This window comes from Sedimentitalea xiamensis, from assembly GCF_030164465.1.
Taxonomy (GTDB): domain Bacteria; phylum Pseudomonadota; class Alphaproteobacteria; order Rhodobacterales; family Rhodobacteraceae; genus Sedimentitalea; species Sedimentitalea xiamensis.
The window spans coordinates 1-21,978 of the sequence record NZ_JASNJE010000002.1; the positions used below are offsets into that span (position 1 = coordinate 1).

A 21,978-nucleotide genomic window follows, 5' to 3' on the forward strand; every position below is an offset into this window, starting at 1 on the left:
ACCCGACCCGCGCAACGCGCTATCCCATCGACTGGAGGCTCTGCAAGGAGCCCCATCTGGTCGAGTGTTTCTTCAATCGGATCAAACGATTCCGCCGTATCGCACTGCGCTGCGAAAAGACCGTCAGCTCATTCAAAGCGTTCGTTGATCTTGCTTGCGCAATGGCATGGATCGGTTAATGCAGACGCCGCCTAGTCGTTGCTCGCCGTGCGATAGGTATGGCGATAAAAAACGTGAACCCCGATACGGGCGGTCTGCTTGTAGACACGCGCCCAGGACGGCCGCACGGAAGTGGTGTGATAATGCGTTGCGCCGCCGGTCAAGTCGCCGGATTGCCCGTCCATCGCCGCGCGGGCGACCTTGGACACGCGTTCGAATGCCTTGGGTTCGGCAATAACTTCCTTGCGGCCGTCGCAGGTATAGGTGAACTGGCACTGGTATTTCCGACCCGTGCCTTGCCGGATCACGCCACAGAGCGAATCCGGAAAGCGCGCGCTCTTGACACGGTTCAGGATGACCTCGGCCACCGCGAACTGCCCCTTCACGGTTTCGCCGCGCGCTTCGAAATAGAGCGCTTCGGCCAGGCACCGCCACTGCTCCCCGCCTTCAGCCGGGGGCTGGCTGTCCAGCCAGCTTTTGGAGAAGCTCGCCGCGACCGGCTTGGCCTTTGCCTTGGCTTTCGGCTGTGCGGGTTTCAGCAAACTGTTGAGATAGGACCCCAGCCCGGCTGGTTCATCCGCGACAGAAGCCAGAACTTCGTTCCGCATTTCGGTTTCGGCATGAGCATCCGAAGGGGCAAATCCCCCCCATAAGAGCATCAAAAAAAATACCGCTGAAGCGGCGATAGTACGATCCATAACAACCCCCAAAGAACAGGCTCGACCGAGCCATCTTGCGACGCGCGCAAGGCAGCCCTTAGTCAAGAAAATTCGAAAGGTCCAGTTTCAGGGGATTTGCAAGAGGGAAATGAGCGGAAACCGGCGTTTTTTCGCCGGACAATCCATAGTGTGGAAACACACTATGCAGGGATCTAAGTCAATTCACGGCCTACATTTTGTCCGATTGCAAGATGTGCGGCAGCTAGTCGCGCCACCGGAACCCGGAACGGGGAACACGAAACATAGTCGAATCCAGCCGCGCGGCAGAAGGCAATCGATTCGGGATTTCCGCCATGTTCGCCGCAGATCGACAGGGTGATTCCCGGGTTGGTCTCCCGGCCCCGTTCGGCCCCCAGTTTCAGCAACTCTCCGACACCATCGGTGTCCAGAACGTGAAATGGATCCTCCCGGAACACCCCTTGGTTCACATAGTCGGACATGAACCGGCCGGCGTCGTCGCGCGACAGGCCGTAGGTCATCTGGGTCAGGTCGTTTGTGCCGAAGCTGAGAAATGAGGTGTAGGGCGAAAACTCGGCGGCGCGCAGGCAGGCGCGCGGCGTTTCGACCATGACCCCGAGACGGAAATCGAAGGCCTGACGCTGTTCCGCGCGCACCGCCGCCGCCACCGCATCGACCCGGCGCTTCACCAGTTCCACTTCCCGCTTGGCGCTGACGAGCGGGATCATGATCTCCGGCACCACCGGATCGCCGTCCTGACTGGCCTTCAGCGTCGCCTCGAAGATCGCGCGCGCCTGCATGTCGTAGATCTCGGGCACCGTAACGCCAAGGCGCACACCCCGCAGGCCCAGCATGGGGTTGTATTCTTCCATCGCCTCGATCCGGCGGATCACGTCGCTGACGGGCAGGCCCAGCGCCTCGGCCAGTTCCCGTTGCCCGGTCCGCGTCGCGGGCAGGAATTCGTGCAGGGGCGGATCGAAAAGGCGGATGCAGACCGGTTGCCCCTGCATGATCCGGAACAGCTGCACGAAATCGTCCCGCTGCATCGGCAACAGGCGTTCCAGGACCGCGGCACGGTCGGCGGAGGATTCCGCAAAGATCATCTCGCGCATGACCGTCAGGCGGCCGGGCTCGAAGAACATATGCTCCGTGCGGCAAAGCCCGATGCCTTCGGCGTTGAAATTGCGCGCGGTCTGGGCGTCGGCGGGGCTGTCGGCATTGGCGCGAATACCGATGTCGCTGGCGTCTTCCGCCCAGCCCATCAGGGTCTGAAACGCATCGTCGAGCGCCGCTTCGAGCATCTCGGGCTCACCCGCCAGCACCTGGCCCGATGTCCCGTCCAGAGTGATGATGTCGCCGGCCCGAAGCACCCGTCCGTCCGGAACGACGATCTGTTTCTTGTCGGTCAGAAACGTCATCTCGGATGCCCCGACGATGCATGGAAGACCCAATCCCCGCCCGATCACCGCGGCGTGGCTGGTGATGCCGCCGCGTTCCGTAAGCACGCCCGCCGCCGCATGCATGCCGCGAATATCTTCGGGCGAGGTTTCGCGCCGCACGAGGATGCAGGGTTCGCGCCGGGACGCCGCCGCCTGCGCATCGGCCGAGGTGAACACGATCCGTCCGGTGGCGGCGCCGGGGCTGGCGGGGATGCCGCGCCCCAGCACGTCGCGTTTCGCCTTGGGCGAAACCTGCCGGTGCAACAGCTCGTTGAGCGAATGAGGTTCGATGCGCATGACCGCTTCCTGGGGTGTCAGGATGCCGTCCTGCACCAGCCGCACGACGATCCGGACCGCCGCGCGGCCGCCGCGCGCGACCCGTACACCGTCGAGGATGTGCACATGGCCGTTTTCGATCACGAACTCGACCTGCATTTCCTCGCGCAGCTTTTCCCGCATGTGGGCCGCATGGCGCTTGAGATCGGCAAAGGCCGCGGGCGCGACATCTTCCAGCGACCGGCCCCGCACGTCCTTTTCGAGGTAGAGCGCCTCTACCCCCGCCCCGAGCGCGTCGCGCCCCTGGCTTTGGCTCAGGTATCGCCCGGTGATCTGGGGAAGTCCGGTCGTGGTGTCGACCAGTTGCAGCACGCCCGACCCGCATTCGCCCTGCCCGACTCCGGGCACCATCGCCTGTACCACAAGCCCCAGCCCGGCATCGGCAGGCGCACCCTTGGCCTGGCGCAACAGCCGGGCTGATGTGCCTTCCCAGGCGCGCGCCATCGACCGCAGGACACCGGCCAACTGTTCGGCCAAGTCCTGCGGAAACGGCTCTTCGGTTTCGGCCTCGTAGGCGTGCAGGGTTTCGCGCAGTCCATGTGCGCTCTCATCGGAAACGTCGTCGAACATGTCCGGGTCAAGACGCGCGACATGCACCGCATAGGCCTGAACGAAGCGCAGATACAGCGCCGCCGCGGCGTCGTGGCCGAGCGAATCGCAGAATTCCACGTAGCGCGCGTCGTTCATGCCGATATTCAGAACCGCGCCGGGTCCGCCCCAGTCCGGATCTTCGGACGACGGGCGCACACAGAGAAGGGTATCGGGCGGAAACTCGTCCAGGATCGCCGCGATATCCGGCAATTCACCCTTGGCGATGCGATGCACGGCGTCAAAGGAAAGCGCCACGGTGCGCGGCACCGGCAGGTCGAGCCGCACCAGGCGTTGCAGGCATTTCGCCCGGCCGCCGTGCGTGGCGGCCGTGACCGGAGCATCCGGCGTGATCAGCGTGGTATGCGGATTGCTATGCACTGCGTCGCTTCGCGTCCATTCTGCACTGCGGCACGGGAAGGGTTCGGAATGCACCATAAGCGCGGCGACGTCCGGCGCAAGGGAAAGGCACCGCACGGGGCGACGAAGTCACGATGAACCGCGTTTTTGTGGCGGGACTGTGGCAATGCCGCCCGACGGACGGCATCGCAAGCCATCATCCGTCCTGGATTGCCGTGAGTTCCGCCACCGACAGGCAGAGTTTGCGGATCTGGTTCAGAAGGTTCAAACGATTGCGCCGCAGAACGGCATTGTCGCTGTTGATCTGAACATCGGAGAAAAAGGCGTCGATCGGCGCGCGCAGGGCCGCCATCGCCGACATCGCCGCCGGAAAATCCTCGGCCGCCAGGGCAGACGATATGTCACCTTCCGCAACCTGCAACGCGGCGAACAGGTCGCGTTCGCTGTCAGTTTCCGCGAATTTCGGTTCGGCGCCGAAAGAATATTCGACACCATCCTTCTCTTCGGCCTGGGTCAGGATGTTGTTGGCGCGCTTGAACCCTTGCAACAGGTTCTCGCCATCCGATGTCTTCAGCACATCATTCAAGGCATAAGCCCGTTTGACCAGCTGATTGAGGTCGTCGTTTCCGGGCATTGCGATACAGGCGTCGATGATGTCGTGCCGCACGCCCAGGTCGCGAAGGTAGACCTTTAGCCGGTCATGGAGAAACACCAGAAGATCAGTGGACAGATCCGGAACCAGATCGCCGATGGTGCGCAACAGGGACCCATCCGACAGGTCCGGCGCGTCATCCCCCTTGAGCCGGTCCAGGACCGTGCGAAACGCCGCCCCGAAAACACCGTGATCGGCGATTTCGTCCAGCACCTCGTTCAGGGCGGACAGGTCCTTTTCGCTCGCCGCCGCGTTCTGGTGGATCTTGTGAACCAGCAGTTGCCGGTCAATCCAGGGATCCAGAGGTAGGCGCAAGTCGTTGGTCAGGATCAGGCGGATGATACCAAGCGCCGCGCGGCGCAGGGCAAAGGGATCCTTGGATCCGGTCGGCTTCTCGCCGATCGCCCAGAACCCCGTCAGCAGATCCAGCTTGTCCGCCAGCGCCACGGTAACGGACAGTGGCGCCGTAGGGACTGCGTCGGCGGGGCCAAGCGGTGAATAGTGATCTTCCGCGACAGCGGCTATTGCCGGATCGAAACCCGCCACAGCGATGTAATAACGCCCCATAAGCCCTTGAAGTTCCGGAAACTCATAAACCATTTCACTTGAAAGATCGGCTTTGGCGAGACCAGCGGCCTGTTCCGCCTCGCCGGCCGCTGCTCCGGTCGATGCTGCCAGACTGCGCGACAGTGCCCGGATACGGCGGATACGATCGCCCTGAGTTCCCAGGCGATTGTGAAATGTAACGTTTTCAAGCGACTGAACCCAGGCGTTTATGTCGGATCGCGCCACCCGCAGATCGTTCTCCCAAAAGAATTTCGCATCCGCCAACCGCGCGGACAACACCCGTTGGTTGCCGGCCAGGATCGTCGCGCCCTGGTCTTTCGTTTCACGGTTCGCCACGGTGACGAACCGTTCGATACGCCCGGTCTTCGGATCGCGCACCGAAAAGAATTTCTGATGTTCGCGCATGCTGGTCTGAAGCACTTCCGGCGGCAGATCCAGGAAGCTGTCGTCGATCCGCCCCATCAGAACCACAGGCCACTCCACCAGCCCCGCGACCTCGTCAAGCAGGCCTTTGTCCTCGACCACTTCCAGACCCGCGGCGAAGGCAAGGTTGGTGGCATCGGCCCAGATGTGATCGGCCCGTTCCGCCGCATTCAGAACCACGCTGGCGCGCTTGAGTTGGGAAACATAGTTCTCGAACGAACTGACGGTGATCGGGTCCGGAGCCATGAAGCGATGCCCGAAAGTGACATTGCCGGACTGAATGCCATCCACCGACAGCGGAACCACCGTGCTGCCGTCCGTGTCGGACAGGATGCACAGGATCGACTGCAAGGGGCGCACCCAGCGCAGGCTCCCCGCCCCCCAGCGCATCGACTTCGGCCAAGGAAAATTGCGGATCGTCGTGTCCAGCACCTCGGCGACGATGTCGGCGGCGGCGCGACCCGGCTTTTCGATCACGGCGAAATGCACCGGACCCTTTGGCGTGTCGCGCGTGAGCAACTGGTCGCGCGAAATCCCTGCCCCGCGAATGAAGCCTTCGATGGCCTTTTCCGGGGCATCCGCACGCGGTCCCTTGCGTTCTTCCCGCAGGTCGGGCGAGCGCGCCAACACCCCCTCGACCGCGAGGCACAAGCGGCGCGGCGTCGCGAAGGCGGCCGCGTTCGCATAGGTCAGCCCGGCCTCCACAAGACCGTCCGTCATGCGTTTTTTCAGATCCTCCGCCGCGCGGGACTGCATCCGGGCGGGAATTTCTTCGGAAAACAGTTCGATCAACAAGTCAGGCATGGCGGGTCCTTGAAAGGTCGGTGGCGCAGGGGCGCGTGGCGGTCATGAAATGGTTCAGCTTTCGGGCGCGGGCCGCGGCGGACATTCCTCACCGACCACGGTGCCGTCATAGGCCTTGCTGCCGCAATCGTTGAGTTCGTGCCAGACATAGCCGTTGCCGCCCCGGGAAATCGCGGTGATGCGATCCACGCCGTAGTGCACGTTCTTGATCGACAGAAAGGCCGTGGCCGTGCCGGCTTCCAGTTCCCGGCCAAGGCTTTCGGCGTCGAAACAGTCAAACCAGCCCGGCGCATTCCTCGGGGTGACCGATTCCACCTCGACAAAGGTTGCGCGCAGACGGTCCAGTGACTCCGTCGTCGTGAAACAGGCGCGGTAGCGGATCGGCGAACTGTCGGCGTCGATGGCGGTAAAATCGGCATAAGACACCGGTTCGGGCATCTCGCCGTTCAGCGGCATCAGCAGCACGTCCTGCCCCGGCGCCGGCGTGACTTCGGCGTAAAACCAGTAAACCTGCAGGTAATAGAGCGCGCCCGCCGCCAGAATCGCCGAGACCAGCAGGAAAAGCGCGACCAGCTTGCCTAGCATGTTCGGCCCTCCGCAAACGCCTTGGGGGTTGAAATGGCCGGGCCGCGCGGATCAGATGGCGCCATCCCTCTCCCTGCCGCGAAAGGAGCACCCGATTGGATACCGTGCTGGCCGTGAAGTTCTTTGGCGCGCTTTTCGCGATCATGAACCCGATCACCAACCTGCCGATCTTTCTGAGCCTGACCGAAGGCGAACCGGCCGCGGTGCAGCGGAAGGTGGCGGTCAAGGTGGTGGTCTATTCGCTGATCATGGGCGCGGTCATCGCCGCCGCGGGCCCGCAGGTGCTGAAGCTGTTCGGAATCACCGTGGACGACATGCGGGTCGCCGGCGGGCTGGTTGTTCTGAAGATCGGGCTGGACATGTTGCAGGGATCGGGCAACGCCTCCCATCACGGCTCCCAGGCCGAGCAGGCGAATTACCCCGACCCGGCCGATGTGGCCTTCTATCCGATGGCCTTTCCGATGATCATCGGTCCGGGCACGATCACGACGCTGATCGTGTTCTTCGGTCAGGCCGACACCGCCGCTGAACCGCTGGCTCTGGCCGTCGTGTTCCTGGGCGTTCTGGGCCTCCTGGGCGTGGTGCTGTTTTTTGCCGGGGCATTGGGACAATGGCTGTCGGACACGGCGCGCGTCATAATGGGCCGGCTGATGGGCATGATCCTCGCCGCCATCGCGGTCGAGATGATCGCCACCGGGCTGAAGGCCCTGCTGCCGGGCTTGACCTGAGAAAAGGATGGCGCGCAGATTCACGCCGCCTGCCCCCCGGCAGCGGTCGTGACGAAAGCGTCGGCGCATTGCTTGGCCAGCGCCCGGACGCGCCCGATATAGGCCTGCCGCTCGGTCACGGATATCACGCCGCGCGCATCCAGCAGGTTGAAGATGTGCGACGCCTTGATGCATTGGTCATAAGCCGGATGCGCCATGACGATGCGCTTGCCGGTCTTGGGATCGTCCGCCGGAAGGGCCAGGATCGCCGCGCATTCGGCCTCGGCCTCCTCGAAGTGGCGCAGCAGCACGGCGGTGTCGGCCACGTCGAAATTCCAGCGGGCGTATTCCTCTTCGGTCTGCTTGAAGATGTCCCCGTAGGTGAGCGGGATCGGTGCGTCGGGGTCATTGAACGGCATGTCCATCACGTGTTCGACGCCCAGCACATACATCGCCAGCCGTTCCAGCCCGTAGGTCAGTTCGCCTGAAACCGGGGTGCAGTCATGGCCGCCGATCTGCTGGAAATAGGTGAACTGGCTGACTTCCATCCCGTCGCACCAGACCTCCCATCCCAGACCCCAGGCGCCGAGCGTCGGGCTTTCCCAGTCATCTTCGACGAACCGGATGTCGTGCAGGTCCATGTCGATGCCGATGGCGGACAGGGAACCGAGATAGAGTTCCTGAAGATCCGGCGGGCTGGGTTTGATCAGCACCTGATACTGATAATAGTGCTGCAACCGGTTGGGGTTCTCGCCATATCGCCCATCGGTCGGACGGCGGGAGGGCTGCACGTAAGCGGCCGCCCATGGCATGCTTCCCAGGCTGCGCAACGTCGTGGCGGGGTGAAATGTGCCCGCCCCGACTTCCATGTCATAGGGTTGCAGGATCGCGCATCCACGGGAGGCCCAATAGGCTTGCAGCCGCAGGATCACCTCCTGGAAGGACCGCGGAGGTCGGGTCGTGTCGGTCATTCTGCGGTCCCTGTTCTGAACGTGTCGCGATGGTCGTCTGGGCTGGCCGGAGGCTTCGATCCGGCGCGGCCTTTACCTATGCCTGTGTCCCTACGGGGTCAACGGCGCAAACTGTCGGACATGTGACCCGATTGGCATGGAATTGCGCGGTCAATCCTGATTATCTGCGCCAAATATTCGGCAAATCGGGCAAGGTTTTCATGATGAGAAGTCTTTTCGCAGTCCTGTGTGTGGCGGTTTTGGCCTGGGGCGGCACCGCAACGGCGCAGCAAGCGGTTCCGGACGTGGTCTGGGTGCAGATCGAGGCGCACCCGAATCTGCGCGTCGCCCGCGAAAGGGCCGAGATTTTTTCGGCGCGTCTTGCGGATGTGACAGGGTTTTCGCTGGGCGGCAGCTGGTATGGCATCCTGCTTGGCCCCTATCTGCGCGAGGACGCGGAACGGGTGCTGCGCAGCTATCGGGCTGACCGTTTGATACCCGGAGATTCCTTCATCGCCTATTCCCGGAACCTCGGTGCGCAATACTGGCCCGAAGGCGCCAATCTGCTGAACCGCGGGACGATCCCCGCGCCGGTGACGGCGACAGGCACGGCGGAAACCGCCGCGACGCCGCTGACGCCCGCAGAGGAAACACCTGCCGAGGCGCGCCGCGGCGAACAGCTTTTGACCATGCGGGAACGGCAAGACATGCAGATCGCGCTGCGCGCGGCCGGGTTCTACAATTCGACGATCGACGGAGCCTTCGGTGCCGGGACAAGGCAGTCGATGTCGGACTGGCAGTTCAGCAATGGCCATGAGGTCACGGGTGTCCTGACCACCGCGCAACGCAAACTGCTGATGGATCAATACAATGCCCCCCTGATCAGCGTCGGCATGGCCCCTGTGCGAGACACTCAGGCAGGCATCGCGATCGACCTTCCTGCGGGTGTGGTGGCGTTTTCCCGGTATGAGACGCCATTCGCACACTACGATGCGACGACCGAACTGGGGGCAAGGGTGTTGCTGATCAGCCAGCCGGGCACCCAAGCGACTCTGTCAGGCCTCTATGACATCATGCAGACGCTGGAAATCGTGCCGCTGAACGGGCCACGCAGCCGTTCGGGCAACGCGTTCACGCTCGAAGGGGTTGGAAACGGGATCGTATCCCACACCGAAGCGGCGCTGGAAAACGGCCAGATCAAGGGCTTCACGCTGGTCTGGCCGGCGGATGACGAGGCACGGCGCAACCGGGTTCTGGACGCGATGCGCGCCAGCTTCACCCGCATCGATGGCGTTCTCGCCCCCTACGCCGACGGCAACGCGGTCCAGACCATCGATCTCCTTGCGGGGCTGGAAATCCGCAAGCCGCGCCTGACCCGGTCGGGATTCTTCGTCGACGGCCGGGGCGCCGTGCTGACCACATCGGACGCGGTTCAGGGCTGCTCGCGCCTGACCCTGAACGATGACCATGAAGCCAGCGTCGTCCTGAGCGACAGCGCGCTGGGTCTCGCGGTCCTGCGCCCGAAGGAAGCCCTGGCGCCCATGTCCGTGGCCCGTTTCAAATCGGATGCAGGCCGCCTGCGGTCCGAAATCGCGGTATCCGGATTCAGCTATGATGGCGTATTGGGCGCGCCGACCCTGACCTTCGGATCCGTGGCCGATGTCAAGGGGCTGAACGGCGACACGAACCTGACCCGGCTGACGCTCACGGCCCAGTCCGGCGATGCCGGCGGCCCGGTGATCGACGCCAGCGGCGCCGTGCTCGGGATGCTTCTGCCGCCGCCGGCAACACGCCAGAAGCTGCCGGAAGACGTCAGCTTTGCAACCGGCGCCGGTGCCATCCGGTCCGTTCTCGACGCAGCGGGGATACCTGTCCAGGATGCCGCCGACGATGCGCCGCTGACCCCCGACGACATGTCGCGGATGGCGACTGCCGTCACCGTGCTGGTAAATTGCTGGGACTGAAACGAAGGCCGCCGCCGCCCACGGCGCCCACGGCGCTTTTCCTGGACAAGCGTGGCCGGATCGCCGCTATTCTGCAGGCCAGATCCGGGCCCAGTCCCTGGCCATGTCCACAATCAGCCACCCCCGTTCCGGGCCTTCGTCCAGTCCGCGCGCAAGCTGGCCGATATGGCTGTCCCGGTCATAGGCATATTCGCGCGCGCTGTCCGTATGGTGCACGATCAGCCCGAACCGGGGGCCTTCACCCGCGGTCGCCCATTCCAGCATCTGGAAATCGCCGTCCGAGTTTCCACTGACAAAGATCGGCCTCTTGCCGATCTTCGAATCGATGCCGACCGGCTTGCCTGCCTTGTCATCGACAAAGGCGATGCCGGGTTCCTTGACCACCAGGGGCACGCCATCGACGATCTGGTAGCTGGTCTTGGTCGCGCTGCCGATCACCTGTTCGGGTGGAATGTTATAGGCCGTTTCGGCGAAGGCCCGGATGAAATGCACCCCGCCGCCCGACACGATATAGGTCTCGAACCCCTCGTCCCTCAGGTAGCTGAGCAATTCCAGCATGGGCTGGTAGATCATCTGATCGAACGCCATCCCTGTCTCCGGATGCCGCGCCGTGTCCAGCCAGCCCTGCACATCGCTGATGAACGCATCGACGGACATGCCCGAATGCGACAGGTTGATGACCTCAAGCAATCCCTTCTCGCCATCCGCGAAGACGCCTTTGAGATCGCCCGCGGCTGCGGCTTTCAGAACGTCGCTGGTCAGGATCGACGGGTCGGCTTCGGCCAGTTGCGAAACACGGTCCATCGCGAAGAACAGCTGGAAATAGGCCGGCTGTTCCGCCCAGAGCGTTCCATCATTGTCGAACACCGCGACCCGGTCGCCGGGCGTGACATAGCTGTCGCCCTGCGGGTCGGTGACGGACTCCACGAAGGCGGTGATCCGCGACTTGGCGTCGACATCATTCCAGGATGGCAATGGGTCGGCGAAGGCCGCGGTCGACAGGAGTGCGCCGGCCAGGGCGACACCGAAACGCAGATTCGACAGGAACATGGAGATTGCCTCGCTGGTTGAACATCCTTGGCAAAAGAGTGGCGCTTGACCGCAGGTTGTCAAGGCTTGTCGCCCCTGTCCTTCAGACGGTCAATTCCGGCGTCAGGTGGATCAGCGTCGGTCCGCCCGCCCCGACGCCGCCCGGCATCGGTCTGAAAACAGGCGGCACCCGTCTGGGACATGATCGGCCGCCAGAACGTGCCGCTCGCGCCGCCGCCAAGAATGAACAGGGGCGCCGCGTTTCGAATTCCTCGAACGCCCGTTCCACAAGCCCATAGGCAGCATGGGCGGTCCGCGCCGTCCCGGACCAGTCGCAGACCGTGCCGGCGGCGATTTCCTGATCGTTCATCTGGTGCGACGGTCCCTTGCGGAACGCTGTTTCGTCCAGGCAGGACGACAGCACCAGCATCGGCACGGAGTCCGAATAGGCATGCCCCATCGGCGTCATGATGTTGCAGACGCCGGGGCCGGTGATGACATAGGCGATCCCCGGCTTGCCGGTCGCCCGCGCATAGCCATCGGCCATGAACCCGGCCCCCCGTTCGTGGCGCGCCAGCACATGGGCGATCCCGGCCTCTTCGATGCCGCGATACATTTCCTGGTTGTGCACACCTGGAATGCCGAAGATCACTTCGACTCCGCGAGCCCTCAGCATGTGGGAAATCTGCGCGCCAAGGGGGCGGCGCGGTGCCACCACTACCGGTTCTTCGGTCGTCAGGCCCTCCAGAATTGAACGGTGAGAATGGCATAGACCGCGAGAAGCTCCAGTCTGCCGATCAGCATGGCGATCGTCAGGATCCATTTCGCGGCATCGTTGAGACCGCCGAAATTGCCCGCCGGACCGATCTTGTCGCCAAGACCCGGACCGATATTGGCCAGTGCTGCGGCCGCACCGGATACCGACGTGGTGAAATCGAGCCCGGTCAAGGCGAGTCCCCAGCTGACGATGCCCAGCGTCACCACGAAGAACACGAAGAAGGACATGACCGAACTGAGAACGTCATCGTCGATCCTGCGACCGCCGTAACGGGGAATGAACACGCCGTTGGGGCTGCGGATACGCTGCATCTGCACCTTGATCGACGCGAACAGAAGCTGGTAGCGGAAGATCTTGACCGAACAGGCGGTGGATCCGGCGCAGCCCCCGATCAGGCCGATGAAAAAGAACATCGTGATCAGCAGAGGGCCCCAGCCCATGTAGTCGACGCTGGCATAACCCGTGCCGCTGATGATCGAGGTGATGTTGAACAGGGCCTCGCGGAACGACTGCTCCCAGTGATGCGGAAAAATCCGTTGAAGTTCGAACCACATGAGCAGCACGAGAAAGGCGATGGTGGCCAGGAATCCGCGGATCTGGGGGTCGGTCCAGAGCGATCTGGTGTTGCCGTTCAGAAGCTGGACATAGCGCACGAAGGGCAGCGCGGCGAGGACCATGAAGACCGAGGCGGCATATTCCAGCGGCCCCGAGAAGGTGCCGAAAGAGGCGTCGTAATTGGAGAACCCGCCCGTCGACACGGTGGTCAGCGCATGAACGACGGCATCGAAGAACCCCATGCCCATGGCGAAATAACAGGCGATGCAGGCCACGGTCAGGCCGACGTAGATGACCGAGATGCGGCTGGCGATCTCGGTTGCGCGCGGCAGGATCTTGCCCATCGTGTCAAAGGCTTCGCTCTTGAATATCTGCATGCCCCCAACCCGCAGTTCCGGCAGGAACACCATCGCAACGACGATGATCCCGATGCCGCCGACCCATTGCAGGATGCCGCGCCAGAGCAGCAGACCGTGCGGCAGGGTATCCAGCCCGGCAATCACCGTCGATCCGGTCGTGGTCAGCCCCGACATCGCTTCAAAAAAGGCGTCGGTGAAACTGAGATCGGTGGCTCCGAGCATCAGGGGCAAGGCCCCGAACAGGGGCAAGGCAACCCAGACCCCGGTGGTCAGGAGAAAGGTCTGCTGGATCGACAGCCCTTCCCTGACGCCATTGGAACAACTGAGCGCGATGGCGGTCCCGGTCAGGGCCGTGACGACGCCGCTTTCGAAGAACACCTCCCAATGGCCGTTGCCCTGAAACAGGTCGACCACCATCGGCAATGTCATCATCAGGCCAAGAATGGCGACCAGCAGACCGATCACATATCCAACGGGACGCATGTCAAACATGGGGTGCAGCGTTGGCCTGCCCCGGTCAGGGTGTCAAGCACCGCCCTTTCGATCTTTGGGGCCGGGTTCCAGAAGGTCGGAAAACACGAAGGCCGGAATATCGTTCCGGCACAGCCCCAGTTTCATAAGTTCGCCGTCGCTGAGGCTCTCCAGCGCAGCGACTTCATGCAAGCGCGACCTGCCGAGGGTTTGCGCGTTGAAGCCCTGGCCCTGGGACGCAAGAAACCAATCCAGCCGTTTCAGCCATCCGGGCCGCAGGAAAGTCAGACTAATTCGATCGTTCCGCATGGAATCCTCGCTCGTCAGTCGTCCGGTTCCCTCCCTTCATGCCCTCAGAATACCGGGTTCGCCGGTTCCGGACAAATACTTTCTGCACTGCAGCATTGCTTTTGCGATCGGATGCGCTCTTGTTGCACAAGAAAAAACACGGCCCGCGGAAAGCGGGCCGTGCTCATGCAACCGGGTCGGGACCTATTTCTTGTCGGTTTCGGTCCCAGACTTTTCGAAAGGCACCGCAGCGGCGGGCATGGCCGGCGGCATCGAAGGCTCGCGTTTGGACTTTGCGGAAACGCTGGCCTGCGCTGTTGTCTGCTTTGCCGGCTCGGGCGACGCGGCCACCGGCGACGGATTGACGGGCGCATCCGCGGCTTTCACAGCAGCAACCGTGGACGGACGAACGCCAGCCTCTGTCTTTTGAACCGGGGCTGTCTTCGCGACTTCGGCCGGCGCGGCAGGCTTGGCCGCCGCTCTGCGCGCGGGTTTCGCTGCTGCCTTGCCCCCAGTCTGAACGGGAGCCGCCTTGGCGGTTTTTGCCGGCGCCTCTTTCTTCGGCGCGGCTTTGCGGGCGACCGGCGTCACCGTCGCCTTTTTCGCCACAGGCTTTGGCGCGGGTTTGGTTTCAGGTTTTTCAGCCGACTTGGCCGCAGGCGTGGCGGCGGTTGCGGCTTTTGCCGCCGAACTCGGCGTGCGCACGACCCGCTTGGCTTCCGGTTTGACGGCGCCCCGCTCCGTCACGGGTTTGGGGGCGGCCTTGACGGCAGGTGCGACCACCGTGCGGGACGCCGGTTTGGAGGTTGCGACCGCACCCGCGCGCAGCGCCCGGATAGGAATGTACGGCGCCTGAAGCGCCGAGCGGGTCACGATCTGCATGATCCGGATATTGTTGCTGACGGCGTGTCCCGCCATGCGGATGCAGGCGGCCTGCACTTCAAGCGGATTGGGAAGAAAGTTCATTTGGTGTGCTCCGTGTCACTGGATGTCGTTTGAGGCCGGCTCCCGGCCGGTCAGGCGGAGGCGGTTTGCATTCGCCTTTTCGGATATGGGCGCAATCAGGGCCTGCATGACCCTGTCAGGGCCGCGCCCGCTCATGGCAGTCAAGGCGCCGGCGACGGCCGCTTCGGTAAAGGCGGGCAGCTTTTCCTGGATCATCTGCGAATTTTCGTCTTCCGGCAGCGACCAAGCGCCCGACAGGCCCAAGATCCGCAATGCCATGACGGAATACGTGTCAGATATCAACTGGACCAGCGTCACCCATGTTTTCGCCATATCGCTGGCGCGGTCGATGGCTTCATGCATATTCATGCCTCCGGAAGCGACTTCAGGCCGGAACATCCGACGTGTCGCGCCTCTCCTGTGCATGATTCATACAGGAATTACATTGCGGATGCAGCAACGAATGCCGCACTGCGGCATATGCTCCCGGTGCAGGCCGCAACCATCGGCAAAGGCAGGAAAAAACACGCCACACGGGATTGGCGAAACCCGCTCCGGGCGAACTGGCTCAGCCGGGATGCACCAATGTCGAAAAGAGTTTCGGATCGAGACTCAGCGACGCGAACGTGTCTCCCTCCACCAGAACGCTCACCGCGTCATGGCTGTGAAGGCTTTCCTGGTGGCTGGCGATCACGCGGAAATCCGCGATGCGATGGTCGGCATGAAGCTGCTCGCAGAACAGCCGGGCGGCATCCTCGACGAAAATCGGGTTCGCGGCATTGAGTTCGGCGAAAGCCTGTTCGTCCTCGCGTTTGACCATCACCTGGGTTTCGGTCGGCACCGCACGGCGGCAGGCTTCGACCAGGTCCTCGAACCAGAGGCATTGCGCATCGCGATCCAGTTCCACCGAAATCCGCGCGACCGATCGTTGCGAATGCGGAGTCGCCAGTTGCCCCCGCGTGGCGCGGGCATGTTCCGACAATTCCAGCGAACACGGGCAGGTGGATGAATAAACGTAATCCAGGTGCATGATCTTCTGGCGCACCCCGTTGGTTTCCACCAGTTCCAGTGCGATATCGTAATACTGGTAGCCCGAGAGGCCCGAGCGCAGGCTGTCGACCCGCATCGGAAAGGAAAACCGCATCTGGATCCGTGCGTCGAAACTGTCCAGATCGGACTTGTAATCGTCCAGCGCCGCTTCCATCACATCGAAACTGAAGGTGCTGTCCGCATGCCGGTAAAAGCTGCGCATGATCCGGGACATGTTGATGCCCTTTTTTTCCGCATCCAGGCTGACGGTCCCGGTCACGGAGGTTTCCAGCGTCAGATCGCCGTTGTCACGGGTATGGAAGCGTATCGGCAGCCGGAAGTTCGAAATCCCGACGTGCTGGATTTGCCGCTTGGCCCCCCTGATCAGGCTGGACGGGCCATTCTGCAAGTCCGGCATGTCGGATTTGTAGCTCGCCGTGACCTCGAAATCCTCGGGATAGACCCGCGAAAACGCGGGGTAATCGGGCGTCGCATCGCTCAGAAGCCGCGCGATGGACGGGTCAAGATCAAGGATCTCGGACCTGGTCGCCTTCAGCGCCCATGCCCGCAGGACATCCAGTGCGGCCTCGGCTTCTGACCGGTCCGGATTCCGGTTCAGGTCTGGAGAATGAATGTTCATGTTGCGCCCCCATCATGACCCGATCGGGTCCTGTAGCCTTTACATATTCCGTTCGATGCCATTTTGCCATGGTCGGCAACAATAACGTGAAACGGCCGGACATGGGTAAAATTTTCACGAAAGGAATATATTTTTCCCAAGGATCGCACAACTGGCGGCGTTTGTAAACGCAGGGCTTGCGCGTCCTGCAATCGACGCTTGAAGAACCGGCCTGTTCCAGCGGCTGCCCGTTTTCCGGCACCCCTTCCATCGGCATTTCCCGACAACGCCGGATCGCCCATCCGCACCGGGTGGCACGGACGGGCGGCGGATCGTTTTCGCCGCATGGGATCCTGGCTGCCGGCAGGTTCGGGATAGCGGAGGCACGCGATCAGCATCGCGGGTTTCCGTCACCGAACCGGCAACCCGGTTTTCACCGGACCGCCATCGCGACCGGACGTCAGGACGCCGCGGCAAGCGCCTGTTTCACATCTGCGATCAGATCGTCCGGGTCCTCGATCCCCACGGAAAGGCGCACAAGGCCCGGCGTTATCCCCAGCGCCGCCTTCTGATCGTCGGAAAGCCGCTGATGGGTGGTGGTGGCCGGATGGGTCACGATGGATTTCGCATCGCCCAGATTGTTCGATATCGTGACGATCCTCAGCGCGTTCAGAAACCGGAAGGCCGCTGGCTGCCCGCCCTTCAGATCAAGGGACACTACCGTTCCGCCCTTGCCCATCTGCGCGGTGCACAACGCATGCTGCACATGGCTGGAATGGCCCGGATAAAGGACACGGGACAAACCCGCGTGCCCCTGAAGCGCCTCGGTCAGGGCCAGTGCGCTGTCGGCCTGGGCGTTGACACGCAGGGACATCGTTTCCAGCCCTTTCAGCATCACCCAGGCGGTGAAGGGACTCATCGAACCGCCGGTGTGTTTCATGTAGGGTTCGACAGTCTTTCGGATGAAGTCGGTCGTGCCGAGAATGACTCCGCCCAGCGCGCGCCCCTGCCCGTCGATATGTTTGGTCGCCGAATAAATCACCACGTCCGCACCTTGCGCGATGGCCTTCGAAAAAACAGGCGTGGCAAAGACGTTGTCCACCACAACCACAGCGCCGACCGCATGGGCAAGATCGCAGACGGCACGGATATCGATCACTTCGAGGGTCGGGTTGGACACAGATTCAAAGAACACCGCACGGGTGTCCTCGCGCAGCGCCGCGCGCCATTGATCGAGATCGGTCCCGTCCACGAAGGTGACGTCGACCCCGAACCGCGTGAGGATTTCCTCGAGCACATAAAGGCAGGAGCCGAACAGGGCGCGGGATGAAACAACGTGATCGCCGGTCTTCAGCATGGCGGTCAGGGCCCCCGAGACCGCCGCCATGCCCGAGGCCGTCGCAAACGCGTCCTCGGCCCCTTCCAGCGCGGCGATGCGTTCTTCGAACATGCGGACCGTGGGATTGCCGTAGCGGGCATAGATGAATTCGTCTTCGCCCGCCTTGATGAATCGCGCTTCCGCCGCCTCGGCGCTGTCATAGGCGAAACCCTGCGTCAGAAAGATCGCCTCGCTCAACTCGCCATACTGGCTGCGACGTGTGCCGCCATGCACCGCCGTGGTGCGTTTTTTCCATTCTCCGGTCATTCTGTCCTCCGGCCCTGCCAAAGAGGGCGCAATAAAAAACCCCAGACGCGGCCAAGCGAAAGGGGGCTTTCATCCTGACCTTTTAGCGGCTTGTTTAGCGTGGCCCGCAATCCGGTAACAAATCACCACGTGGTCAGCGCCGGAATAGCCGCAAGCGGACGGTCAGGTCAAGCGGATGTAACGCGACCGTCACGGTGCTGTAACCGGGCCTTCACAACGCGTTCCTATGGTTTTCCCGTCAGGTGACCACATGATCTTGTGCAAGGCCCGCGACCGATGCCGATTCTGAGAGTGAATGCAGAGCGAGAAACCTGCACATTGCATGGTTCGGCGCAGCCTCTGACCGGCGCTTTCCTGCGTGCGGCGGACACCGGCGGGCCGATCATCATCATGATCCATGGTTTCAGCTACCAGCCGCATCATCCCATCCACTGTCCGCATCGCCACATTCTGAGCCTCCGACCGCAATCCAGGCCATGGCTGCCGCCCAGCTGGCCGCGCGGGCTCGGATTTGGCGACAACGCGCCGGACGAAGGGCTGGGCGTCGCCTTTGGCTGGCCGGCCCGCGGATCGCTCTGGCAGGCGCGGCGTCGCGCTGCCGGCGCCGGACGGGCGCTGGCCCGGCTTGTGACGATGCTGCGGCGCCACGCACCGGATCGGCGCGTGCATGTCGTGGCGCATTCCATGGGAACGGAAGTGGTGGCCGAGGGCCTTCTGCACATGCCCGCCGGGTCGGTCCACCGGATCATCAGCCTGACCGGAGCCTGCTACCAGTCCCGGATGTCCGAAGCCCTGTCGGCGCCCGCAGGCCGCACCGCGGAATTCCTGAACGTCACCAGTCGCGAAAACCATCTGTTCGACTGCCTGTTCGAACGCCTGGTGAAGCCGCCGCGGCGCCTGGACAGAGCAATCGGCCGCGGTCTGGATGCTCCCAATGCGGTGACCTTGCAGCTGGACTGCCCGGATACGCTTGCCCATCTGTCGAAGATCGGAGCGGTTATCGCACCGCCGTCGCGCCGGGTGTGTCACTGGTCGACCTATACGCGGCCCGGAGTGCTGGAATTCTACCGTGACCTGCTGCGGCATCCGGTGCCGCTCCCGCTCACAAGGCTCGTCACCGGCGAACCGGGACAGGCGGCCCCCCGGCGGTCCCGACCGTTTGGGTTTCCATCCGCCAGCTTGCCCTTGCCGTTTGCCCAGAAAGCCACATGATCAGGCCTGACGTGACTGGCAACGGGGACGGCATCCATGCGCGACGCGATCGAACTGTACTACTGGCCAACGCCGAACGGGTGGAAGATCTCGATCGCGCTGGAAGAATTCGGGCTGCCCTACAACGTGCATCTGGTGGACATCGGCCGGGGCGACCAGTTCAATCCGGACTTCCTGAAGATTTCGCCGAACAACCGGATACCCGCCATCGTGGACCCGGAAGGACCGGACGGCGCTCCGATCCCGATCTTTGAATCCGGGGCGATCCTGCAATACCTGGCGCGCAAGACGGGCAGGTTCCACGGTGCAGGCGAACGCGAACGCTGTCTCGTCGATCAATGGCTGATGTGGCAGATGGGCGGCGTCGGGCCGATGGCCGGACAAGCCCATCATTTCCTGAAATTCGCCCCGCTCATGGATCCGCCGCAGGACCTGCCCTATCCAAAGGACCGCTACCGGGCCGAGGTCGGACGGCTCTACCGCGTGCTGGATACGCAGCTGGCAGAGCGCGAATTCGTCGCCGGGGCGTATTCCATTGCCGATATGGCGATCTGGCCCTGGGCAAGCCTTTGGGAAGGCCAGCAGCAGAGCCTTGACGACAAGCCGCATCTGTCGCGTTGGCTGGATACGGTGGGCGCGCGCCCGGCGGTGCGGGCCGGCCGGGCGCTTGCGGCGGAACTGCGCAAGGAACCGAGTGCCGACAGGCGCGCTCGGGACGCCCTGTTCAAGCCCCGATAACCGTCAGGCCGCGGCATCCGGGTCCGATTTGTCCTCCGGGTCGATCATGTATTTCTGCAAGGCCACGATCTGCCACCACAGGAAGGCGAACAGCGCCGCCGGAAAGGCGAAGGTTTCGATCTTGACCCAGGCCGCCTCGGACATGTTGCGCCAGACCAGTTCGTTGCCGATCGCCAGGACGATGAAGAAGACGAACAGGCGGCGGGTCAGGATCATCCAGCCCTCATGTTCCATCGGGATCAGTTCGCCCATCACCCAGGCGAGGTAGGATCTGCCCTGCGCCAGACCGATGCCCAGAAGCGCCGAGAAACAGCCGTAGACGATGCTGGTCTTCATCTTGAAGAAGCGTTCGTCGTTGAACCAGGCCGTCAGCCCGCCAAAGAAGATCACCATGAAGGCGGTGAAGACCTGCATGCGGCTCAGGTGGCCGGTCAGCCTCCAGAGGATTGCCATCGCCACCAGCAGGATCGGCACGAACACGACCGCGGCAACGATGAAACCCGAATACTCCGTGCCGTTGAACTGGAACGTATCGTCCTGAATGCGCAGGTAGAGCAGAAAGAACACGACCGTCGGGCCGAGTTCCAGCACCTGCTTCAGCGCCATGTTGATCTCTTTCGGTTTCTTTCGTCCAATCATGCCTGCTCCTATCCGCCCATCTCAACTATCACCGCGCCGAGCGCGATCAAGGCCATAAGTGCGATTCGGCGCGGTCCGACGGTTTCTTTCAGAACCAGCCACCCGATCAGCGCGGCGAACACGGTGGAGGTTTCGCGCAGCACCGCCGCTTCGCCGACCTTGTCCAGCCGGGTGGCCATCATGACCGCGCCGAAGCTGAAGAAGGCGACCAGCCCGCCGACCGCGCCCCGCGCCATCAGGGGTGCCGGCGCGGGGCGGTCCGCGAGGGACCGCCACCGCAGGAAGGCGATTATCGGCATCACCAGCCCGTCGATCATGAAGAACCAGGCCAGGAACGTGAACGGATCGGCGGTGGCGCGGATGCCATAGGCGTCATAGGTGGTGTAAAGCGCCACGAAGAGCCCTGTCGCCACCGCCAGTCCGAGAGCCAGGTTCAGCGTCTCGCGCTGGGTTTCCAGATGGCGCAGATTATAGACCGCCAGGCCGAGAATGCCAGCCATCAGCACGCCGACGCCGAACCATTGGGTCAGGGAAAACACCTCGCCAAAAAGAAGATAGGCGCCAATGACGGTGAACAGCGGGCCGGTGCCGCGCACCACGGGATAGACCACCGTATAGGATCCCTTGGTATAGGCGGTCGCCTGCAACAGCTTGTAGGCCACGTGGATCAACCAGGCCACGCCGAATATCGGCCACATATGCGGTTCCGGCCAGGGCACCACGAACAGCGCGAAAGGCGCCGCCATCAGGCAATAGGAGATGTCGATCGCCCCGCGCGACAGCCACGGATCGTGGCGGCCCTTTTGCAGCGCCCCGAACACCGCGTGCAGGAAGGCCGCCAAAAGCGCCAGCCACATGGCAAGCGTGTGCCCTGCCTCGGTGCCCTCGAGTGAAATCAGCCATTCGCTCATCGCGTATTCCGTGATGGCCGGAGTTGCGGGAATCCTTTAGCCTCCACGATCATGGACAGCGTATTGGACAGCCTCAGACAGGATATCTCCAACGGGTTCGGCGGGGTGCCGCCGTCGGTCGCGGCGCTGCGCCTTGTGGCCGCGCTGCTGTTGGCCGGGTTGATCGGGCTGGAACGCGAAGTGCGCGACAAGCCCGCCGGCCTGCGCACGCACATGCTGGTCTCGGTCGCCGCCTGCCTGTTCATCCTGATCAGCCAGCAACTGGTCGCCACGCCCTTCATGGACGCCGGCGATGCGCTGAGGGTGGACCCGCTGCGCCTGATCGAGGCGGTGACGGCCGGGGTCGCTTTCCTAGCCGCGGGGCTGATCTTTGCTTCCGGCGGCGAGGTGCGCAATGTCACCACCGGCGCGTCGCTCTGGCTGACCGGCGCCATCGGGCTCAGCTGCGGCAGCGGCGAAATCGCGATGGCGGCGCTGGCCACCGGGCTCGTGCTTTGCGTCCTGATCCTGCTGCGGATGCTGGAGCGTTGGATGGGAACCCGGTAGACC

General features: G+C 63.2%; 19 protein-coding genes, 2 pseudogenes and 1 riboswitch. Of the genes and pseudogenes, 6 read left to right on the forward strand and 15 right to left on the reverse strand.

From position 1 onward, the window contains the following. Positions 1–179, forward strand: a pseudogene (locus QO034_RS01840) (IS5-like element IS711 family transposase); the annotation flags it as partial. 12 nt (positions 180–191) lie between these two features. Here QO034_RS01840 and QO034_RS01845 read toward each other — a convergent pair. The 4 genes from QO034_RS01845 to QO034_RS01860 form a co-directional block, all read right to left on the reverse strand. Beyond that, complete coding sequence (locus tag QO034_RS01845) at positions 192–767, reverse strand: cell wall hydrolase (protein WP_284483801.1); 576 nt, start codon at positions 765–767, stop codon at positions 192–194. 263 nt (positions 768–1,030) lie between these two features. Continuing rightward, the gene (locus QO034_RS01850) at positions 1,031–3,637 is read right to left on the reverse strand and encodes a putative PEP-binding protein (protein WP_284483802.1); all 2,607 of its coding nucleotides are present in this window, start codon (positions 3,635–3,637) and stop codon (positions 1,031–1,033) included. Positions 3,638–3,755: 118 nt separating this feature from the next. Continuing rightward, a complete protein-coding gene (gene glyS / locus QO034_RS01855; RefSeq protein ID WP_284483803.1) occupies positions 3,756–6,005 on the reverse strand; it encodes a glycine--tRNA ligase subunit beta in 2,250 nt (749 codons plus the stop codon). A gap of 54 nt (positions 6,006–6,059) precedes the next feature. Further along, positions 6,060–6,590 (reverse strand): DUF6446 family protein, encoded by a 531-nt coding sequence (locus tag QO034_RS01860; protein WP_284483804.1) that lies wholly within the window; start codon positions 6,588–6,590, stop codon positions 6,060–6,062. A gap of 104 nt (positions 6,591–6,694) precedes the next feature. On the opposite strand from QO034_RS01860, the gene QO034_RS01865 reads away from it, so the two are divergent. Then, on the forward strand, positions 6,695–7,318 hold the full coding sequence (locus QO034_RS01865; protein ID WP_321169984.1) for a MarC family protein: 624 nt from the start codon (positions 6,695–6,697) through the stop codon (positions 7,316–7,318). Positions 7,319–7,338: 20 nt separating this feature from the next. Here QO034_RS01865 and QO034_RS01870 read toward each other — a convergent pair whose 3' ends face one another. Further along, complete coding sequence (locus QO034_RS01870) at positions 7,339–8,268, reverse strand: glycine--tRNA ligase subunit alpha (RefSeq protein WP_284483806.1); 930 nt, start codon at positions 8,266–8,268, stop codon at positions 7,339–7,341. 203 nt (positions 8,269–8,471) lie between these two features. Between QO034_RS01870 and QO034_RS01875 the strand changes: the two genes are divergently transcribed. After that, entirely contained in the window at positions 8,472–10,211 is a 1,740-nt protein-coding gene (locus tag QO034_RS01875; RefSeq protein ID WP_284484015.1) for a serine protease, read from the forward strand. A gap of 66 nt (positions 10,212–10,277) precedes the next feature. On the opposite strand, the gene QO034_RS01880 is transcribed toward QO034_RS01875, so the two are convergent. From QO034_RS01880 to metZ, 8 genes and pseudogenes are all read right to left on the reverse strand, one after another. Further along, the gene (locus QO034_RS01880) at positions 10,278–11,261 is read right to left on the reverse strand and encodes an HAD family hydrolase (RefSeq protein WP_284483807.1); all 984 of its coding nucleotides are present in this window, start codon (positions 11,259–11,261) and stop codon (positions 10,278–10,280) included. Positions 11,262–11,493: 232 nt separating this feature from the next. Beyond that, a pseudogene (locus tag QO034_RS01885) lies at positions 11,494–11,916 on the reverse strand (thiamine pyrophosphate-binding protein); the annotation flags it as partial. A 59-nt stretch (positions 11,917–11,975) separates the two neighbouring features. Further along, positions 11,976–13,424, reverse strand: coding sequence for a TrkH family potassium uptake protein (locus tag QO034_RS01890; protein ID WP_284483808.1), 1,449 nt, complete (start codon positions 13,422–13,424; stop codon positions 11,976–11,978). Between the two features lie 33 nt (positions 13,425–13,457). Next, a complete protein-coding gene (locus tag QO034_RS01895) occupies positions 13,458–13,712 on the reverse strand; it encodes a hypothetical protein (RefSeq protein ID WP_284483809.1) in 255 nt (84 codons plus the stop codon). A gap of 183 nt (positions 13,713–13,895) precedes the next feature. Then, complete coding sequence (locus QO034_RS01900) at positions 13,896–14,657, reverse strand: hypothetical protein (RefSeq protein WP_284483810.1); 762 nt, start codon at positions 14,655–14,657, stop codon at positions 13,896–13,898. 15 nt (positions 14,658–14,672) lie between these two features. Next, complete coding sequence (locus QO034_RS01905) at positions 14,673–14,999, reverse strand: antifreeze protein (protein WP_284483811.1); 327 nt, start codon at positions 14,997–14,999, stop codon at positions 14,673–14,675. A gap of 205 nt (positions 15,000–15,204) precedes the next feature. Continuing rightward, complete coding sequence (gene folE2, locus QO034_RS01910; protein WP_284483812.1) at positions 15,205–16,305, reverse strand: GTP cyclohydrolase FolE2; 1,101 nt, start codon at positions 16,303–16,305, stop codon at positions 15,205–15,207. Between the two features lie 439 nt (positions 16,306–16,744). After that, positions 16,745–17,929, reverse strand: coding sequence for an O-succinylhomoserine sulfhydrylase (metZ, locus tag QO034_RS01915; RefSeq protein WP_284483813.1), 1,185 nt, complete (start codon positions 17,927–17,929; stop codon positions 16,745–16,747). A gap of 62 nt (positions 17,930–17,991) precedes the next feature. After that, positions 17,992–18,068: riboswitch (SAM riboswitch) on the reverse strand. A 137-nt stretch (positions 18,069–18,205) separates the two neighbouring features. On the opposite strand from metZ, the gene QO034_RS01920 reads away from it, so the two are divergent. Together QO034_RS01920 and QO034_RS01925 are read left to right on the forward strand one after the other, a co-directional pair. After that, entirely contained in the window at positions 18,206–19,141 is a 936-nt protein-coding gene (locus QO034_RS01920) for an alpha/beta hydrolase (protein ID WP_284483814.1), read from the forward strand. A gap of 36 nt (positions 19,142–19,177) precedes the next feature. After that, entirely contained in the window at positions 19,178–19,879 is a 702-nt protein-coding gene (locus tag QO034_RS01925; RefSeq protein WP_284483815.1) for a glutathione S-transferase N-terminal domain-containing protein, read from the forward strand. A gap of 3 nt (positions 19,880–19,882) precedes the next feature. On the opposite strand, the gene QO034_RS01930 is transcribed toward QO034_RS01925, so the two are convergent. Further along, the gene (locus QO034_RS01930) at positions 19,883–20,518 is read right to left on the reverse strand and encodes an inner membrane-spanning protein YciB (RefSeq protein ID WP_284483816.1); all 636 of its coding nucleotides are present in this window, start codon (positions 20,516–20,518) and stop codon (positions 19,883–19,885) included. Between the two features lie 8 nt (positions 20,519–20,526). Further along, positions 20,527–21,429, reverse strand: coding sequence for an EamA family transporter (locus tag QO034_RS01935; RefSeq protein ID WP_284483817.1), 903 nt, complete (start codon positions 21,427–21,429; stop codon positions 20,527–20,529). Positions 21,430–21,480: 51 nt separating this feature from the next. Here QO034_RS01935 and QO034_RS01940 point away from each other — a divergent pair, with 51 nt between their 5' ends. Then, positions 21,481–21,975, forward strand: coding sequence for an MgtC/SapB family protein (locus tag QO034_RS01940; RefSeq protein ID WP_284483818.1), 495 nt, complete (start codon positions 21,481–21,483; stop codon positions 21,973–21,975). Positions 21,976–21,978 lie beyond the last annotated feature (3 nt).